The organism is Oleidesulfovibrio vietnamensis (genome assembly GCF_055388115.1).
Genome location: NZ_AP042419.1, coordinates 3,139,644 through 3,156,259, shown reverse-complemented (window position 1 = coordinate 3,156,259; position 16,616 = coordinate 3,139,644). Strand labels below are relative to the sequence as shown.

General features: G+C 59.7%; 15 protein-coding genes. 6 read left to right on the top strand and 9 right to left on the bottom strand.

The window, feature by feature from the left end:
• Positions 1-411: 411 nt before the first annotated feature.
• Together ACZ5D1_RS14175 and ACZ5D1_RS14170 are read right to left on the bottom strand one after the other, a co-directional pair.
• Positions 412-1,839, bottom strand: a complete 1,428-nt coding sequence (locus tag ACZ5D1_RS14175; protein WP_011368979.1) for a sigma-54-dependent transcriptional regulator — start codon at positions 1,837-1,839, stop codon at positions 412-414.
• 15 nt (positions 1,840-1,854) lie between these two features.
• Positions 1,855-5,310: a hybrid sensor histidine kinase/response regulator gene (locus ACZ5D1_RS14170; protein ID WP_011368978.1), complete on the bottom strand. Its 3,456-nt coding sequence runs from the start codon at positions 5,308-5,310 to the stop codon at positions 1,855-1,857.
• 138 nt (positions 5,311-5,448) lie between these two features.
• On the opposite strand from ACZ5D1_RS14170, the gene ACZ5D1_RS14165 reads away from it, so the two are divergent.
• From ACZ5D1_RS14165 to ACZ5D1_RS14155, 3 genes are all read left to right on the top strand, one after another.
• Positions 5,449-5,970 (top strand): hypothetical protein, encoded by a 522-nt coding sequence (locus tag ACZ5D1_RS14165; protein WP_464555215.1) that lies wholly within the window; start codon positions 5,449-5,451, stop codon positions 5,968-5,970.
• 26 nt (positions 5,971-5,996) lie between these two features.
• Positions 5,997-7,055: an HDOD domain-containing protein gene (locus tag ACZ5D1_RS14160; protein ID WP_464555214.1), complete on the top strand. Its 1,059-nt coding sequence runs from the start codon at positions 5,997-5,999 to the stop codon at positions 7,053-7,055.
• Positions 7,056-7,217: 162 nt separating this feature from the next.
• Entirely contained in the window at positions 7,218-7,559 is a 342-nt protein-coding gene (locus ACZ5D1_RS14155) for a YbjQ family protein (RefSeq protein ID WP_027182324.1), read from the top strand.
• Positions 7,560-7,754: 195 nt separating this feature from the next.
• Here the strand turns inward: ACZ5D1_RS14155 and ACZ5D1_RS14150 are convergent, their stop codons facing one another.
• From ACZ5D1_RS14150 to pspF, 3 genes are read right to left on the bottom strand one after another with little or no spacing between them, the layout of a single operon-like run.
• Complete coding sequence (locus ACZ5D1_RS14150; protein WP_027182325.1) at positions 7,755-8,216, bottom strand: YbhB/YbcL family Raf kinase inhibitor-like protein; 462 nt, start codon at positions 8,214-8,216, stop codon at positions 7,755-7,757.
• The gene (locus ACZ5D1_RS14145) at positions 8,213-10,213 is read right to left on the bottom strand and encodes a molybdopterin biosynthesis protein (protein WP_027182326.1); all 2,001 of its coding nucleotides are present in this window, start codon (positions 10,211-10,213) and stop codon (positions 8,213-8,215) included. Before ACZ5D1_RS14145 ends, ACZ5D1_RS14150 begins: the two co-directional genes overlap by 4 nt.
• 42 nt (positions 10,214-10,255) lie before the next feature.
• Entirely contained in the window at positions 10,256-11,344 is a 1,089-nt protein-coding gene (gene pspF / locus ACZ5D1_RS14140) for a phage shock protein operon transcriptional activator (protein WP_011368972.1), read from the bottom strand.
• A gap of 168 nt (positions 11,345-11,512) precedes the next feature.
• Between pspF and pspA the strand changes: the two genes are divergently transcribed.
• From pspA to pspC, 3 genes are all read left to right on the top strand, one after another.
• Positions 11,513-12,178, top strand: coding sequence for a phage shock protein PspA (gene pspA, locus ACZ5D1_RS14135; protein ID WP_011368971.1), 666 nt, complete (start codon positions 11,513-11,515; stop codon positions 12,176-12,178).
• A 137-nt stretch (positions 12,179-12,315) separates the two neighbouring features.
• Positions 12,316-12,576, top strand: coding sequence for an envelope stress response membrane protein PspB (gene pspB / locus ACZ5D1_RS14130; protein ID WP_464555212.1), 261 nt, complete (start codon positions 12,316-12,318; stop codon positions 12,574-12,576).
• Entirely contained in the window at positions 12,573-13,004 is a 432-nt protein-coding gene (gene pspC / locus ACZ5D1_RS14125; RefSeq protein ID WP_011368969.1) for an envelope stress response membrane protein PspC, read from the top strand. Before pspB ends, pspC begins: the two co-directional genes overlap by 4 nt.
• A gap of 216 nt (positions 13,005-13,220) precedes the next feature.
• On the opposite strand, the gene ACZ5D1_RS14120 is transcribed toward pspC, so the two are convergent.
• The 4 genes from ACZ5D1_RS14120 to ACZ5D1_RS14105 form a co-directional block, all read right to left on the bottom strand.
• A complete protein-coding gene (locus ACZ5D1_RS14120; protein WP_273192350.1) occupies positions 13,221-14,027 on the bottom strand; it encodes a substrate-binding periplasmic protein in 807 nt (268 codons plus the stop codon).
• Positions 14,028-14,119: 92 nt separating this feature from the next.
• Positions 14,120-15,196, bottom strand: coding sequence for a 3-isopropylmalate dehydrogenase (leuB, locus tag ACZ5D1_RS14115; RefSeq protein ID WP_273192352.1), 1,077 nt, complete (start codon positions 15,194-15,196; stop codon positions 14,120-14,122).
• 42 nt (positions 15,197-15,238) lie between these two features.
• Positions 15,239-16,096: a damage-control phosphatase ARMT1 family protein gene (locus tag ACZ5D1_RS14110; protein WP_027182330.1), complete on the bottom strand. Its 858-nt coding sequence runs from the start codon at positions 16,094-16,096 to the stop codon at positions 15,239-15,241.
• On the bottom strand, positions 16,097-16,600 hold the full coding sequence (locus tag ACZ5D1_RS14105) for a 3-isopropylmalate dehydratase small subunit (protein ID WP_011368965.1): 504 nt from the start codon (positions 16,598-16,600) through the stop codon (positions 16,097-16,099).
• Positions 16,601-16,616 lie beyond the last annotated feature (16 nt).

Here is a 16,616-nt window from a genome sequence, read left to right as displayed (position 1 = left end):
ATGTTATTGAGTGATCGTCAAAGCGGATTCGGGCGTCCGTGACAACCTCATGCGCTGAAGAATGACCGTGCGGCCTGCGGCCCTGAGCGGTCTGCTTCAGCCCCTTTGTTAAACAAAAAGTATGCCATGTGTGTCTTGTGGTTCAAAGCATGTGTTTACAGCCGGTTACCTCCTTCTCCGGATATGGTGCGTGTCCGGAGGATCGTACAGTGTCTGAAAAAAAGGACAGCGGCGGAGCCTGAATGCAGCGCCTCTATCTGGAAAACGTGTGCGTGAACGTGATGAAACTGGCTTGCGGCGGGCGGTTGCAGTGTCTGAAAAAGCGGACTGGTGTCGTGTCTGAAAAACAGGACAGCACATGTTCACGGGAACGTCCGTCAGGTACAGCATACAACAGCATGGCGCCAACAATCAAAGCACAATGTTGTTCTTTTTCAGCAACGCATAAAAATGCGAACGGGACAGACCGGAAGTCTCCAGAATCGCGGGCAGATCACCTTTGTGGCGCGCTATGACGCTTTCCAGATATTTTCGTTCCATCATGTGCTTGAACGACCGCATGTCCGGCAGCGGACAGGGCAGCCCGTCGGCATCCTGCTGATTGCGGGCGCAGCCGGTCTGTCCGCGGGCGGGCAGTTCGTCCGGCTGTTCGCGCAGCAGGTGCGCCTTGGCCGCCTTGATGCGCAGGTCCTGCGGCAGATGCATGGCGTACAGCATGCTTTCCAGCCCGGAAGCCACAAACGCCCGCTCCAGCACGTTGAAAAGCTCGCGGACGTTGCCCGGCCAGTCATGGCGTGCAAGCAGGGTGAAAAAGTCGGAGCTGAAACCCTTGTTGGGCACGTTGTACTGCTCGCACAGTTTGTCGATGTAGTACATGGCAAGGGGTTTCAGGTCGGTCAGGCGCTGTCGCAGCGGGGGCAGCACCACGTGCAGCGTCTTGAGCCGGAAAAGCAGGTCCTTGCGGAACTCTCCGCGTTCCACCATGGCATCCAGATCTCTGTTGGTGGCCGAAATAAGCCTGAAGTCGCTTTTCACTTCCTGTGTGCCGCCCACCGGTCTGAAGGTGCGTTCCTGCAGAAAACGCAGAAAGGACCGTTGCAGCGAAAGGGGCATTTCCCCTACTTCGTCCAGAAAAAGAGTGCCGCCGTCGGCCAGTTTGGCCAGCCCTTCCTGATCAGCTTCGGCCCCTGTGAAAGCGCCTTTTTTATGCCCGAACAGTGTTGATTCGATGAGGGTTTCCGTCAGTGACGCGCAGTCCACCACCACGAAAGGGCCGCCGGCACGTCCGCAGTTTCTGTGTATGGTGCGGGCGAAAAGCTCTTTGCCGGTGCCTGTTTCGCCGGTGATAAGCACATTGGTGTCAGTGGATGCGGCACGCGCCACAATGTCGAACGATTCGCGGATGCGTTCGCTGCTGCCCACCACGCCGTCCAGATTAAGCGCCACGGGCGGCGCCGCCTGTTTGTTCAGTTTTTCCTGCCGGTACTGCAGCGCCCTGTTCAGGGTAAGGGTGGTCTGCTTGATGGGCGTGGGTTTGACCAGATAGTCCCACACGCCGCCCTGTATGGCCAGCTCCGCTCCGTCGGGGTCGCCTTCGCCGGTCAGTATTATTACTTCCGGGCTGTTTTCGTGACTGCGGATTCGCGGCAGAGCCTCCAGTCCGTTACCGTCGGGCAGGCGCACGTCCAGAAACACCACGTCAAATTCTTCCGCGGCAAGCAGCTGCAGACCCTGTTCCAGCGTATGGGCCGAGCGGCTCTGGTACTGCAGGCGCGAAAGCAGGCTTTCGATGGTTTCGCAAACGATGGTGTCGTCGTCTATGACCAGTATTCTGGGCATGGTGCGTTCCGTTGATTACCCGAGAACCTTGCGGATGGTTTCGGAAAGGATGTTGCGGTTGTACGGCTTGGGAACAATGGCTTTGATGTTGGGAAATGCCAGCGCGCCTTCTGCGGCCACGTCGCGGCCGGAGACCATGATGACGGGAACTCGGGGGGCAATATCGCCGATTTCGTCCGCCAGTTCAAGGCCGTTGGTTTCCGGCATGTCAAAGTCGGTTATGACCAGATCGTAGGCCGAAGGATTTTCGCGCAGCAGCTGTGCGGCATGCGAGGGGCTTTTCAGCGCGCGCACGGTGAACCCCAGCGATTCGAGCACACGGGGTATGGTGTGCAGCTGGTCGTCGTCGTCTTCCACAAACAGAATGCGTTCATCGCCCCCGCGCAGGTCTCCCGCGTCGGAAATGGGCAGCGGGGCGCCTTCGGCGTCAAGCATGGGCAGCCAGACCTCGAATGCAGTGCGCCGGAAGGGGTCGGAGCTGACGCGCACAGCGCCGCGGTGCGCTTTGACAATGCCGTGCACCACGGCCAGTCCCAGACCTGTTCCCTCGGTTTTGCCTTTGGTGGTGAAAAACGGATCAAAAATTTTATCCAGAATTACCTGCGGGATGCCGGGGCCGTTGTCGCTGACAGTAAGCTTGAGGTAGTTGCCCGCTGATATGGCCAGTTCCTGCGCCGTTTCTTCCGGTACCGGTTCCTGTTCCAGATTGATGTCCATGGCACCGCCTGTTTCGCGCAATGCCTGAAACGAGTTGGTGCACAGATTCATGATAACCTGATGTATCTGTGTGGGGTCGGCATGGATAAACGAGGGGCGGGGCGGTACCGCGAGGCGTATTTCTATGTTGCGGGGCAGTGATGCCTTGATCAGCCCCACGGCTTCGTTCAGGGCTTCGTTGATGTCGGTGGTCACAAAACCTTCCACAGACGGGCGGCTGAACGTGAGAATCTGTTTGACCAGATGGCTGCCGCGCTGTGCGGCCTTCAGGGCACGCATCAGGTCGTTGAATGTGATGGAAGCCGCCTCGACATCACTCAGTGCCAGTTCAACGGAGTTGATGATCGAAGTCAGTATATTGTTGAAGTCATGGGATATGCCGCCTGCAAGCGTACCTATGGCTTCCATTTTCTGCGACTGCAGCAGCTGGCGTTCCAGATTTATCTTCTGGGTTACGTCTTCCGCCGTGGTCAGCAGGCCCACCACATGGCCCTGTTCGTCATGCAGCGGCACGCGGTTGGTTTCCAGCCATACACTTTTTCCGTCGGCCGCCGTGGTGGACCATTTATAGCGGTAGCGGGGCGTGTTGCTGCGGATGACTTCCTCGTCCTCTTCACGCAGACGCAGCGCCTGCGCTTCATCGGGCAGAATTTCCACGTCGGTGCGGCCTATGGCGTCTTCCAGTTCGGCAATGCCGAAAAACTGGGCAAAGGAACGGTTTGCGCCGATGTACCGCAGCGAGGCGTCTTTCCAGCTTACCAGCTGGGGAATGTTATCAAGCACCAGCTGCAGCATGCGCTGTGATTCGCTGAGGGCCTGTTCCGCCAGTTTCCGCTGGGTGACGTTTTCGGCGTATCCTTCCAGCAGCACGATATCGCCGTTGCGGTCGCGTGCCACACGCAGGGTTATGTGGGCGGTTATGGCTGTGCCGTCGCCTCTGGTGAACGTGTGTTCAAAGTCTATCACATCGCCGGAAGATGAGCTTGTGGCGGCCATCTGCTCCAGCAGCCGGTCGATATCCTGCGGCAGGGTCTGCACAAGCTGGTCCGGATTTTCAAACCCGGCCATGCGCGCCAGCGCAGGGTTGAGATCGATGAAGCTGTCTCTGGGGCGGATGCGGAAAATACCCAGCGGCGAGCCTTCAAAGATGGAACGGTATTTTTCTTCCGCGGCACGCAGACTGTCTTCGGCACGCCGCCGGGCCGTGTAGTCAAAAACCACTCCCACCAGTCCCACCACTTCGCCGCGGGCGTTGTTGTGCGTCGCCTTGTGCAGGATGATGTTGCGCGGCAGACCGTCGGGGCCTTCGATGGTCTTGTCGTAGATTTCCACGCTGGGTCTGCGCAGCATGTCCACGTCCACAGGATCGGTCAGAGCGCGTACCGCCAGATTGTCCGGATTGCCGGCAAGGCCCAGCAGGCTCTGGCGGTCCACCCCGAAAAAGTCTTCAAACGCTTTGTTGCACTGCAGAAAACTGCCCGTGGTGTCCTTGGTGAAGATGGGCAGGGGAATGGTATCCATAAGCAGCCGCAGAAAAGACAGCTGATCTTTGATTTTCTGCTCCACACGGCGCTTTTCCAGTATGTTCATCACCAGCACCACCAGAATGACGGAAAGCAGCACCATGGAGATGATGATGGTCCAGAAAACCTGCTTGTTCAGCTCATAGAAGCGGCTGGGCTCGTTGATCAGACGTGCGCCTGCGGGCAGCTGTTCCTGCGTGATGAACAGACGGCGCAGCTCATTGTAGTCAAAGATAAATGCTTCGCTGTCTGCGGCTTCGGGGTCGGACATGATGGGAATGTCGTCCACCGGTGTGCCGTCCAGCACCTGCATGGCCATGCGCGCGGCCACCATGCCGTGGCGCACGCCGGAAATCAGCTTGCCGCCCACAATGCCGTGGCCCAGCAGAAATTCCCAGTTGGAATAAAGGGGCGCGTCGGAATTGGCATGAACTTTTTCCAGCAGTTCCTGCGCGGAATAAAACTGGCCGTCGATGTCGCGGTACATGGGGATGAAGTAGAAAAATGTGTCCGGCCCCTGATGACGCACTTTGTTCAGCATGTCTTCCAGCCGGTACTCGTACCAGAATTCAACTTCCAGCTTGTCCTGCACCACGGGCAGTGCTTTTTTGATCTGGTTGCTGATGGCCACGCCGGTTACCGACGTATCGCCGATGACGACCATGCGTTTCATCTGCGGGTGCAGCCGCATGGCCAGCTCAAGGTTGGCGGCCACGTCGTATTCTTCTGTAACGCCGGAATATCCTTTAAGAGACAGACCTTCGCGGTGGAAGTCGTTCAGTCCGCTGAAAATCACGGGAACCCCGGGAAAGAGCGTGTCGCGGAACTGCTGCAGAAAGTTGAATGAGATATTGTCGGAAGATATTATGACATCAAAATGCTTGCCGCGGAATTTATCGCGGTACAATCTGAAGAGGGTCTGCACGGTGTCTTCATAATGAAACTTTTTCGAGTCCATGTATTCGACCTGCAGCACGATGTTATATCTGTCCTGCGCGGCAAAGACATCCTTGACCCCTTCCAGAATCTTGTCCGACCACGAATACCCGTTGTGGTATGAATTGAGAAAAAGAACGTTGCGCCGTCTGTCCTGCTGGGCACAGGCGGTGGAGACCCAGAATACGGTAACAAGCAGGAACAGCACAAACACCGCCGTTGCGCAGACTGCACGGCGCGGCGTGGCCGGCTGGCATGGTGCGTGCCGGAAAACATGGTTTGCGGTTCTGGTCATATGGAAAAATATGCTGCATGCCGCAGGCGTTCTGGGGTATTGAGTGGGGAACCAATCTACGTGCGGGCGGGTTTCCCGTCAAGCACAGCAAAAAAGGTCACTTGCAACCGGTGATGATATTCCTGTAGGAACTGGGTTATGTTTGGAAAAAACTCTTCCGATGTCTTTCCTGCGGCCATCAATGTGCTGGATATCGACCCCGATGCCGACTCCATCCGGCAGGAGTACGAGTACATGCTGAGCGTGCTGGAAACAGGCGCAGAGGTGTGGAAAAGCCTGCAGGGGCAGTTTGCCGTGCTTAACCAGCGGACACAGTCGGTGTTTGCCATCGGGGCGCTGCTTATTTCGGTGACGGGCTTTTCGGGCCATCGCATGGTGGCGGCCGGAGTGCTGAGCGGCATTCCCCTTATCATCGGATTACTGTTTGTGCTGGCCAGTCTGGGCACGGCGTTGTTCGGGGTGACGCGCCTGCACTGGATATCGGCCATGCGACGCGGCACCCGTGCGGAAAGCATGCGGCTGGTCATTGCCATGCGTAACAGAAAAACACTGCTTTTTCTGCGTTCGCTCAAATGTATGCTCATCGGCATGGTCTGGTATGTCGGCGCGGTCATCAACTATCTGTATCAGGCTTCAGCGGGCACAATGCCCCTTTTGTAACGAACTGCCCACGCACGGAGATCAGCGTGAACGAAACCTCACACTCTCTGGAATATGAGGCTTTTATCGAGGAAGCGCGTCATGTGGTGGAGGCCCGTTTCGGCCACACGGGGACAACCGGCGAGGTGCCCCGTCTGCTGCTGCGTCACGGCACGGTGCGCATGGCCAGAGACATGGCCCGCGGAATACGTCCCTGTCAGGTGAAGATGCCTGATGTCTCCGGCCTGCAGTACGGCGATTTTGCCCCGCTGGACCCGCTGGCGCTGCTGCGTGACGAGGTTAAACTGCCGTCGCTGCCGGCGGTGGTGGCCGAACTGCGCGATGTGCTTTCCAGCCAGAACAGTTCCGCGGCTGACGTGGCGCGGGTGATCAGCCGCGATGCGGGGCTGTCGGCATTTCTGCTGCGCATGGTCAACAGCGCTTTTTACAGCTTTCCTTCGCGTATAGACACGGTATCGCGTGCCGTGGCGCTGGTGGGGCGGCAGCAGCTGTCAACACTGGCGCTGGGTGTCATGGTCATAGGGGCCATGCGCGATCTGCCCGTGGCGCATCTTGATCTGTCGCTTTTCTGGCAGCACAGCATCGCCTGTGCCGTGGTGGCCGGCCAGCTGGCAGAGGCTGCGGGCATGGAGGAGCCGGAACGCTTTTTTGTGGCCGGTCTGCTGCATGATATAGGCAGACTTGCGGTGTTCAGCCTGTTACCCGACCGTGCGGCGGCCATTCTTTCCATGTGCAGCGATTACGGCATGCCGGCGCAGGACGCCGAACTGCGGGTGCTGGGTTTTGACCATGCCACGCTGGGAGGCATGTTGCTGCGCAAGTGGAATTTTCCCATGTCGCTGGTTTTTTCCACCCTGCATCATCATGTGCCGGAACGGAGTGTCCGCCATGTGGAGCCTGCGGTGGTTCATGTGGCGGATGTGGTGGTGAAGGGACTGGGCATAGGTGTAAGCGGCATGCACCAGCTGCCGGGATTCAAGGAAGATGCGTGGCAGCGTCTGGGGGTCTCTGTGGCGGTGCTGGAACAGCTTATTGACGGGCTGGAAGAGCGTCTGCGCGATACTTCGTCGCTGCTGCTCGAATAGGCGTCGGTTTTCCGGCACATGGTGAAGGGTCTTTTTGTTACTGCGCTGTAAATATTGAATTAAATTGAATGGCAGAACCTTTGCATAGCAACGGGTACGAATACAATACTGTACCCGCCGCTGCGGCAGAAGCGGAACGCGGCGGTGTGAAGGAGGCCTTTCATGTTGTTTCTGCTTGGCGGTAATGAAAAAAAGAGCAAAAAGCCCGAGCCGCGCTGTGTCGAAAACGTCGAGGTTGTCAAGGAACTGTTCCGCAACGGGCGTTTTCCCGTGGTGACCACGGAAAGTATGGAAGGCCGGACCATCGGCAAGGTGCTGGGATTGGTGGCCTGCCGCGCCTATGACTCCGAAGAGGCTTTTTTCGGTATGGCTGCGCGTGCCGTGAACAAAGGAGCTCAGGCCATTGTGGGCTATCAGGAAAACGTGGCCTTTCATCCCGACGGCAGCAAATTTTTTTCCTGTTACGGCACTGCGGTACAGTTTGAAAAAGGCAGAAGAGCCTAGCGGGTATGTGCGCCGCAACGCGGGGCGACATGCCGGTGCCGGAGTTTCTGCCGGAATTTTTGCCGGTGCCCCACGCGGCATAAAAGCCGCCGGTCATCTGACCGGCGGCTTTTTTATATCATTCCGTGGTGCGTTCACCGGCTGTTTTTCCGGACGCGTATCCGGCCGCAGGTTCTGCGCCAGCTGCCGCAGGAGTTATGCGGTATGGGCGCTGCCGACCACGGTTGTCAGACACGCTTCGGAAATAATATGGCCTTCCATGGCGCGAACCAGCTGCCCCCGCGCAATGCCCGCCTTCAGCGAAAGGCGGCTGTCAAGCGCATACAGCCTGTAGTATACCCGTCTGGGATGACAGGATGGCTGCGGGGCATCGTATCTACAGTTGCCTCTGGTGTTGATACCGTGAGCGGCCCCTTTGAGCGGGGCAAAATCGTCGGCGATGCCGGCCTCAAGCGACCGCAGGTCTGCGGGCAGATTATACAGCATCCACAGCGTGGCCGTGCCGCCGTCGGCATCGGGGTCGTCGCACAGCAGCACAAAAGATGCCGTGCCTTCCGGCACATCTTCCCACGCAAGAGGCGGTGATTCTCCGCCGTGTTGCGGGTTGGCCGCGGGCAGCAGTTCACCTTGTTCGAATATGGGACTTTTCAGTTTCATCTGCCGTGTTCTCCCAGTGCGGTACCGGCCTGCATGACCTGTCCGGTGAGTGTTGTCTCGTATCCGCCCAGCGCTTCTATGCGTGCCAGAAAAGCGGGCGAGCCCAGCAGCTGCATGACGGCCATGACGCGCGGGTCTTCCATGAACTGTTCGGGGATAAGCAGGTCGTAGCGTTCGCGCGCCAGCGGAACAAAATCCAGCCCCAGCGCTTTGGCGGCGGCCCGTATGCCCAGCCCGCAGTCGGCACTGCCGGTCAGCACATTGGCTGCCACGGCCATGTGGGTGTATTCTTCCTTGCCGTAGCCGCGGATTGCATCGGACTGCAGCCCGCATTGCTTCAGGTGCCAGTCAAAAAGTATGCGGGTACCTGCGCCGCGCTGTCTGTTGATGAAGCGCAGCCCTTGCCGGGCCACGTCTTCTATGCCGCGGATGTTGTGGGGGTTGCCCGCCGGTACGATGAAACCCTGATGCCGTATGGCAAGATTGATCAGTACGGCGGGTGTTTCCGGCAGGTATTTGCGGATGAACGGCATATTGTAGTCGCCCGAATCGGGGTCGAACAGATGCACTCCGGCCATGTGGCACGAGCCGTTTTTGACCGCCATGATGCCGCCCATGCTGCCCACATGGCTGGAGGCGAGACGGCATGGGGTGTCCAGTCCCATCAGTTCATCGGCCAGCGCGTCCAGCGTGTTGTCGTGGCTGCCCACACATACCAGAGTACGTTCCAGCGCCGTGCGCGATACCATAAGCTCGGCAGGTACGGACTGCCCCTGTTCGAGACCTTCGGCGTTGGCGGGTATGCGTGTGACGGCCTGTGCCCGCGACAGCGTGGTGATGCAGCCTGCCCCGCGTCCCAGCGGAGTGGCCATGTATTTGTGTCCTACGCGTCCCACGGAAAGGCGCAGAAATTCTTCCACTCCCAGCTTGGAGGGGACTTTGCGCGTCATTTCCACGGTGACGCTTTCGCGGCGGGGTGCCTCGCCGCGTCCCAGCCAGGCTATGAGCGGGGCGAGCAGTTCTTCAAAACAGATGACCGAGCTTACAGGATAGCCCGGTGCACCTGCCACCAGCCGTCCCTTGCACAGCCCCAGCAGTGAAGGTTTGCCGGGCATGGCGGCTATGCCGTGCACCAGCACTTCACCCAGTGCCGCAATGGTGGCGCGTGTGTAATCCTTGCTGCCTGCCGACGAACCGGCACAGATGACCGTCAGGTGCACGTTGTCGTCCAGCGAAGCGGTAACCGCCTGCCGGATGACTTCGGGAACGTCGGGCACCGGTGCCACCCTTTCCACTTCGCAGCCCAGGCCGCGCGCCAGAGTGGCCAGCACCTGTGAATTGCTTTCAATGACCTGCCCGGGACCGGGTTCCGGACGTGCCGTGAAGTCCAGCACTTCGTCTCCGGTGGGGATAATGCGGACTCTGATGCGTTCATACACCCGTACTTCCCATATGCCGCCGGAAAGCAGCGTGCCCACGTCGTATGCGGTCAGGGTGTGCCCCTGCGGAAAAAGCAGTTCCGTCGCCACGATGTCTTCACCGATGCGGCGTACATGCTGCCACGGAAAGGCGGGTGCTTCTATGGAGATGCTTTGCGGGGCGGTGCTGTCGGGCAGGGCGGCAACCACATTTTCAATCATGATAACGGCATCGGCACCTTCGGGCAGCGGGTGTCCCGTGTTGACCGCCACGGCGTGTCCGGCCTGCAGCGGCCCTTCGGTCCGGGCGGTCTGCACCTGCAGCGTCACCGCCGCATCTTCGCGCGCGGCAAAGGTGTCGTCGGCGCGCACGGCAAAACCGTCCATGGCTGCGCTGTGAAATGTGGGGGAGGAAAAACGGGCGTACACGGCTTCGGCAGTCACCCTGCCCGCGGCCTCGTGCGAGGCGACGCGCTGTGTGCGTACGAGCGATTCGCGGTCGAGCGCCCCGCGTACGGTTTCCACAGCCTGCGGTATGGGAACTGTCTTCAGGTAGACATTGCGCTTGAAGGAAGACATGGCATTACTCGCTTGTGTGCTGTTGTGTGCGTGTTTACATCCTTACGGGTCAGCGACAATATCCTGTTTATGTTTGCGGAACAACCCGCGAAACTGGTGGTAGGTCAGGCCCAGCAGCTCTGCGGCCTGCCGCTGATTGTGGCGTGTGCGTTCCAGCGCGGCGCGCAGGTATTCCTGCTCCAGTGCATGGGCGGCCCGCTGCAGCGGTATGGAAAGATCGGGCACGGAAGAAGGAAAGGGCGCGGTGTCCCCTTGCGGGCAGGGCGCCTGCGGACGTTGTGAAGGAGGGTCCGGATTTTCTGTGCCGTGGTGTTCCGGATATGGTGCCGCAAGCCCCTGCCGCCAGGGAGAGACAAAAGGGTCTGTTTCTATGGTATCTATGAGAGCGCCGTCAGAGTGAAACACGGCGCGCTCGACTGTGTTTTTCAGTTCGCGCACGTTGCCGGGCCAGCTGTGATTTTTCAGGGCGGCTTCGGCGTGCGGGGTAAACCGCGGCGTTTCCGGTCTGCCCAGTTCCGCGGCCATGGAAGCGGCAAAACGCCGTGCCAGCAGCATGATGTCTTCACCCCGTTCCCGCAGCGGGGGCAGCGTGAGCACCTCAAATGCCAGCCTGTCCAGCAGATCCCGTTTGAACCGGCCTGCATCGGCCATGCGCGCCAGATCAACATTGGTGGCGGCCACTATGCGCACGTCTGTCTCCACGGCGTGTGAACCGCCGACGCGCTCGAAAACGCCGTATTCGACAACGCGCAGAATTTTTTCCTGCATGGCCGGCGGCATGTTGCCTATCTCGTCCAGAAACAGGGTGCCGCCGTGCGCCTGCTCGAATCTGCCCCGGCGCTGTCTTTCGGCGCCGGTGAAGGCACCGCTTTCGTGGCCGAAGAGTTCCGATTCCATGAGGGCAGGTGATATGGCCGCACAGTTCAATGTGACCAGCGGCCCCTGCCAGCGCGACGAAAGGTAGTGCAGCCGGGTGGCGGCCAGTTCCTTGCCGGTGCCGCGTTCGCCCAGCAGCAGCACGGGCCTTTCCACCTTTGCCGCACGGGATACATGTTCCTGAAATGCCAGAAACACATCGGAACTGCCCAGTGCTTCCACGTGGGCGGCATGTGGCTGTGTACGCCTGCTCATGGTTTTTTATGCCATAATATGGTTTAAATTGCTACTAAATGGTTTTGCATACCACATTGCGTGTTCGTGCCCGATATAAAATAAACTGTAAAAACAGAATGATGTGTCAGTTGAGCGCCTCTGGCACAGAAGGTGCTTATTTACTGCCAACCAACCAAGGAGGATGCCATGGGTATTTTTTCCCGGTTCAAGGATATCGTGAGTGCCAACATGAGCGCCATGCTGGACAAGGCAGAAGATCCTGAAAAACTGATCAGGCTTATGATTCGCGAGATGGAAGAAACGCTGGTCGAGCTGAAGGCCAACTGCGCCGGTACGATGGCTGAAGCCACCCGTGTCGGACGCGAGCTTGACGTGGTGGAAAAGGCCAGAGAGCGCTGGGCACAGCGGGCTGAACTGGCTGTCAGCCGCGGGCGCGAAGATCTGGCGCGCGAAGCGCTGCTGGAAAAACGGCGCGAACAGGAACGTGCGGATGCGTTGCTGCGCGAGATGGCCGGTTGTGAGGCTCTGGTGGCCGAGGCGCGCAACGATATAGCCACGCTGGAAGAAAAGCTGGCATCGGCACGTGAAAAGCAGCGCCTGCTCATGCAGCGCCATGCGCATGCCAGAGTGCGTACGCAGGCTCGGCGTGATGTGAACCGCGCTGTTTCGCTGGACGCCATGCGCCGTTTTGACGAGCTGGAACAGCGGGTCGAGTTTATGGAAGCCGAAGCCGAGATTGAAGTCCCGCAGCGCAAGCCCGACCTTGAGGACCGGTTTGCCCAGCTGGAAGGTGCGGATGAAATAGAGCGTGAACTGGATGCCCTGCGCCGCAAGGTGAATCCTTCCGCGTAAAAAAAAACGGGCAGGGCGTGCGGGGGCTGGTGGTTGTATGCCGCGCCGTGCTGGGGTAGCATGGCTGGCCTGTATGTTGCCACCCGCTGCCGCGGCTTTGTCTGCCGTTTTTCAGATAACAGGGAGTCTACGTCACCATGTTTCCGCACACTGCTTCTTTTGGCATGTTCTGGTTTATGATACTGCCGCTTATAGCCATAGCCGTTGTACTGGTGCTGCTGCTGCGCCTGCTGCGCGACAGACGCCCCGGTGCCGATGCGGACGCCGCCACGGATGAAGCCCGTATGATTCAGGAATTGTACAGGGGCATGAGCCGTATGGAACAGCGGGTTGAAGCATTGGAAACGCTGCTGCTGGAGCGTGATGCGCGGTCCGCCCGCAGGGAGGATGAGCGATGAGAAGATTTGGTCCTGCAGGCTGCCGCGGCGGCCGCAATCACAATACCTGTCCGCCGCCGGAAGGCAGAACGCTGTACCGCGCGCGTGACGGAAAGATAATGGGTGTGTGCAAGGGGCTGGCCGAATATTTTGAAGTCGAGCCGGTCTGGATACGCCTGTTTACCATTCTCGGTGCGCTGGCGACAGGTATCTGGCCTGCGCTGGGAATTTATATTCTGGCCGGGCTGCTGATGAAGCCTAAGCCCGTCATGCCGGTGCGCGATATCCACGAGGGAGAATTCTATTCTTCGTATGTATCTTCGCGCAAGGCGGCACTGGCGCGGCTTAAGGAACAGTTTGCACGTCTTGACAGGCGTATCCGCCGTATGGAGGATGCTGTGACCAGCCGCGATTTTGACTGGCAGCGGCGGTTTGACGACAGACGCTGACCGCCCGGCGCGGTGTGGCGTCTTTTCGTCCGCAAAAGTGTTTTTCCGTGATTTCTCAGCGTTGTCCGGCGGTGCCTGTCTGCTGCGCGGGCAATACCTGCTGCCGTCAGCCGGCAGATGAATTTTGTATGCAGCAGAAGGTGCGGCCGTAAGGCCGCATTTTTTTTCCGGCCGGTCGTCCTGCGTGCGGCGCCTGTCTGGTCCGTCGTTTCCGGCCTACAGGCCGGAGGCCTGAACACGGCGGGGGGCAGGAGGCCGCGGCAGATTGGCGATGGCGTTGGGAGTAAGCCCGTACCGCAGCCGGATGCGGTCGTAGCAACCGTCGCGGTGCATGATGGCCAGCCCTTCTTCCAGCGCGGCAAGCAGCTGCGTGCTTCTGTCATTGGTGGCAAGCAATGCTGCAAAGACAGGGCGAGAAGCAAAAGGCGGACAAAGCAGACGTATACCCTGTTGTTCAACGGCGGAAAGTCTGTTCAGCGATTCCAGCAGGGTGGCCTCGGTGTCCAGAATGGCGTCCACACGGCCGGTGAGCAGCTTTTTCATGTTGCTGTCTTCATCGGGAGCCTGTTCCACGCGGGAAAAACCTCTACGCAGTAATTCCGGCCCGAACATGCTGTCTTTCACCACTCCCAGCGTATGCGCGGCTGTGGGGCCGGGCGCACCGGCCGGCGAACCGGCAAGCACGGCAAACATGCTGTCGATGCGCAGCAGGCCTGATGAGAGCGTGTAGCGTTCGCGGTTGCGGGGTGAATCGTACACGGCCAGCAGCACATCCATGGAGCCGTCAGTCACTTTGCTGACGGCCCGCTGCCACGGCAGCACACAGGTGTGCGCTACATAGCCGGCATGCTCGTAAGCCTGTGTGATGATATCAATAAAAATGCCGGAACCGGCAGCGGAAATATACGGGGGCCATTCGCCGGCGGCTATGCGCACTTCGCGCGGTGGTTCCTGCGACATTGCCGGAGGCCCCCATGCTGTGAAGCATGCGGCCAGAGAAAGAAAAATAACGGCAGCTCGCATAGATACCTCCGGTGTCGGCCCGATGGTACACTCACTGCCCCACCAAGTCCATAGCGCCCGTGCCCCGTTGGCGGGACACGGGCTGCGGGTTGTCAGATGCGTTCGTTGACAAGGTTGCCCATGGTGTTGCATCCCACCAGCGTGCCGCCCTGATCCATTATGTCACCGGTGCGGTAGCCGGCTTTAAGTACCTGTTGCACGGCGCCTTCGACGGCTTCGGCTTCTTTTTCCAGCCCGAAGCTGTGGCGCAGCATCATGGCTGTGGAAAGAATGGTAGCCAGCGGGTTGGCTTTGTTCTGCCCGGCGATGTCGGGGGCGGAGCCGTGGATGGGTTCGAACAGGCCGGGTCCTCCGGCACCCAGCGAAGCCGATGGCAGCATGCCAATGGAACCGGTGATGACCGAAGCTTCATCCGAAAGAATGTCGCCGAACAGGTTGCCGGTCACGATGACGTCAAACTGCGATGGGTCGCGCACCAGCTGCATGGCCGCGTTGTCAACATACATGTGCGAAAGCTCCACGTCGGGGAATTCATCGGCGTGGGTGGCTGTGACTATCTCGCGCCACAGACGCGACACGGCCAGCACGTTGGCCTTGTCCACCGAGCAGACCCTGCCGGAGCGCTTGCGGGCGGCTTCAAAAGCCACGCGGGCGATGCGGCGGACTTCTTCTTCGTTGTACACCATGGTGTTAAAGGCGGTCCGCAGGCCGTCACGGGTTTCTTCACCGGCCGGAGTGCCGAAATAAATGCCGCCGGTCAGTTCGCGTACCACCATGACATCAATGCCGTTGGCAACTATGTCGGGCCGCAGAAAGCAGGCGCTTGCCAGTTCGGGAAAAAGTTTTGCGGGGCGCAGATTGGCAAACAGGCCGAGAGCTTTGCGGATGCCGAGCAGACCGGCTTCGGGTCGTTCGGCGCCGGTCAGGTTGTCCCAGCGGGGGCCGCCCACAGCACCCAGCAGCACGGCATGGGCCGCTTTGCAGGCTTCCACGGTTTCCTGCGGCAGGGGATCGCCTGTTTCGTCAATGGCCGCTCCGCCGATAAGCGCATCGGTAAATTCCATGTCGTGGCCGAATTTTCCGGCCACGGTTTCCAGCACCCGCACGCCCTGTTCCATTATCTCCGGCCCTATGCCGTCACCGGCAAGCAGGCATATGCGCATTTCCATGATATGGTCTCCTTGACCCTGTCCGTACCGGAGAGTTCCGGCTTACGGTTGTTGAAGCAAAAACATCGAGGTGCCCTGCGGCACGTCCAGCATCTGTGCCACCACGGCGCATTTGGCCTTGAACGCGAACCATACGGGTCGCAGGTGGCCCCGCAGGCCTTCAAAATTGCCCTGCCCTTTGGCCAGCACCACATCTGCCTGCATCAGGGTGTGTGTGAATCCGGCGGAAAGCGATTCCGGATATGCTCCGGGGCTGTCCGCGCCGGAATCAACCACACGGCACAGCTGTGTCATGCCGCAGCCAAGAGCGTCTTCCATGGTGGCGTCGTTGAGCACCGGTGCCCCGCGCACCGCGTAGGTCACGTCAAGACCCAGTGCGTTCAGCTGTTCCACCAGCAGGGTGTCCAGCACTATTTCGCCGCAGTTGTCGCCCAGTATGACCACCGTGCGTGCGGTCTGCAGGGCCGTGCGGAAGGAAGGATACCAGCGGGCGGACCAGTCTGCCCGGTTTTCGGTTTCCAGCGCGCCTTCCCAGTCGAATTCTATGCCTGTGCCCGCATCCATGTAATTGCCTATGATGGCAATGTTCAGGGCGGTATGCAGCGGATCGGCCGCTGCCGAAACCCTGCTGCGCAGACCGGGCAGCAACTGCGCCGCCCGCCTGTTGGCGTGTTGTTTTACCTGTGCAAAAGGGTCTGCGGTGCCTGTAAGCCGCGGCACTGCGGCATACAGCGGACGCAGCATGGCCGGCGGACTGCCGGTCAGGCCGTGCCGTGCCACATGGTCTGCAAACACCCTGACCACGTTCTGCTGCACGGCTTCATCGTCCGGGGCGGCCAGCCGGGCTACCCTTACAGCCTGCGCCATCATGCAGGGCAGGCACTCCATGGCGGCCTGCATTTATGCGTCTCCGGCGGCCAGACGTTCGCGCACGTAGGGCACCAGTCCGCCTTTGTCCAGAATGTCGTGCATAAAGGGCGGCAGAGGCGGGCAGCTGATCACATCGCCCGTGGTGTGATTGGTGATGCGCCCGTTTTCCACATCCACGCTCAGAACGTCGCCGTCGTGTATTCTGTCCGCGTCGTCGCCGATTTCTATGAGGATGAGTCCCATGTTGAAGCCGTTGCGGTAGAATATGCGTGCAAAGCTGTGCGCCACCACAACAGGCATGCCCGCACCGAGTATGGCAATGGGGGCATGCTCGCGCGACGAACCGCAGCCGAAGTTTTTGCCGCCCACCATAATGTCACCCTGCTGCACGCGGGACACCCACCCGTGTTCAAGGCCTTCCATGCAGTTGGCGCCCAGCTGCGCGGGGTCTGTGGTAACCAGAAACCGTGCGGGGATGATTGCGTCTGTGTCTATGTGGTCGCCCACCTTGCGGGCGGTGCCGTTGTATTGCATCGTTGTCTCCTTGCTG

What these genes read in the sequence shown, in the direction of transcription:
- ACZ5D1_RS14175 (WP_011368979.1), bottom strand. Translation starts at nt 1,839, where the DNA reads ATGCCCAGAATACTGGTCATAGACGACGACACCATCGTTTGCGAAACC.
- ACZ5D1_RS14170 (WP_011368978.1), bottom strand. Translation starts at nt 5,310, where the DNA reads ATGACCAGAACCGCAAACCATGTTTTCCGGCACGCACCATGCCAGCCG.
- ACZ5D1_RS14165 (WP_464555215.1), top strand. Translation starts at nt 5,449, where the DNA reads ATGTTTGGAAAAAACTCTTCCGATGTCTTTCCTGCGGCCATCAATGTG.
- ACZ5D1_RS14155 (WP_027182324.1), top strand. Translation starts at nt 7,218, where the DNA reads ATGTTGTTTCTGCTTGGCGGTAATGAAAAAAAGAGCAAAAAGCCCGAG.
- ACZ5D1_RS14150 (WP_027182325.1), bottom strand. Translation starts at nt 8,216, where the DNA reads ATGAAACTGAAAAGTCCCATATTCGAACAAGGTGAACTGCTGCCCGCG.
- ACZ5D1_RS14145 (WP_027182326.1), bottom strand. Translation starts at nt 10,213, where the DNA reads ATGTCTTCCTTCAAGCGCAATGTCTACCTGAAGACAGTTCCCATACCG.
- pspF (WP_011368972.1), bottom strand. Translation starts at nt 11,344, where the DNA reads ATGAGCAGGCGTACACAGCCACATGCCGCCCACGTGGAAGCACTGGGC.
- pspA (WP_011368971.1), top strand. Translation starts at nt 11,513, where the DNA reads ATGGGTATTTTTTCCCGGTTCAAGGATATCGTGAGTGCCAACATGAGC.
- pspB (WP_464555212.1), top strand. Translation starts at nt 12,316, where the DNA reads ATGTTTCCGCACACTGCTTCTTTTGGCATGTTCTGGTTTATGATACTG.
- pspC (WP_011368969.1), top strand. Translation starts at nt 12,573, where the DNA reads ATGAGAAGATTTGGTCCTGCAGGCTGCCGCGGCGGCCGCAATCACAAT.
- ACZ5D1_RS14120 (WP_273192350.1), bottom strand. Translation starts at nt 14,027, where the DNA reads ATGCGAGCTGCCGTTATTTTTCTTTCTCTGGCCGCATGCTTCACAGCA.
- leuB (WP_273192352.1), bottom strand. Translation starts at nt 15,196, where the DNA reads ATGGAAATGCGCATATGCCTGCTTGCCGGTGACGGCATAGGGCCGGAG.
- ACZ5D1_RS14110 (WP_027182330.1), bottom strand. Translation starts at nt 16,096, where the DNA reads ATGCAGGCCGCCATGGAGTGCCTGCCCTGCATGATGGCGCAGGCTGTA.
- ACZ5D1_RS14105 (WP_011368965.1), bottom strand. Translation starts at nt 16,600, where the DNA reads ATGCAATACAACGGCACCGCCCGCAAGGTGGGCGACCACATAGACACA.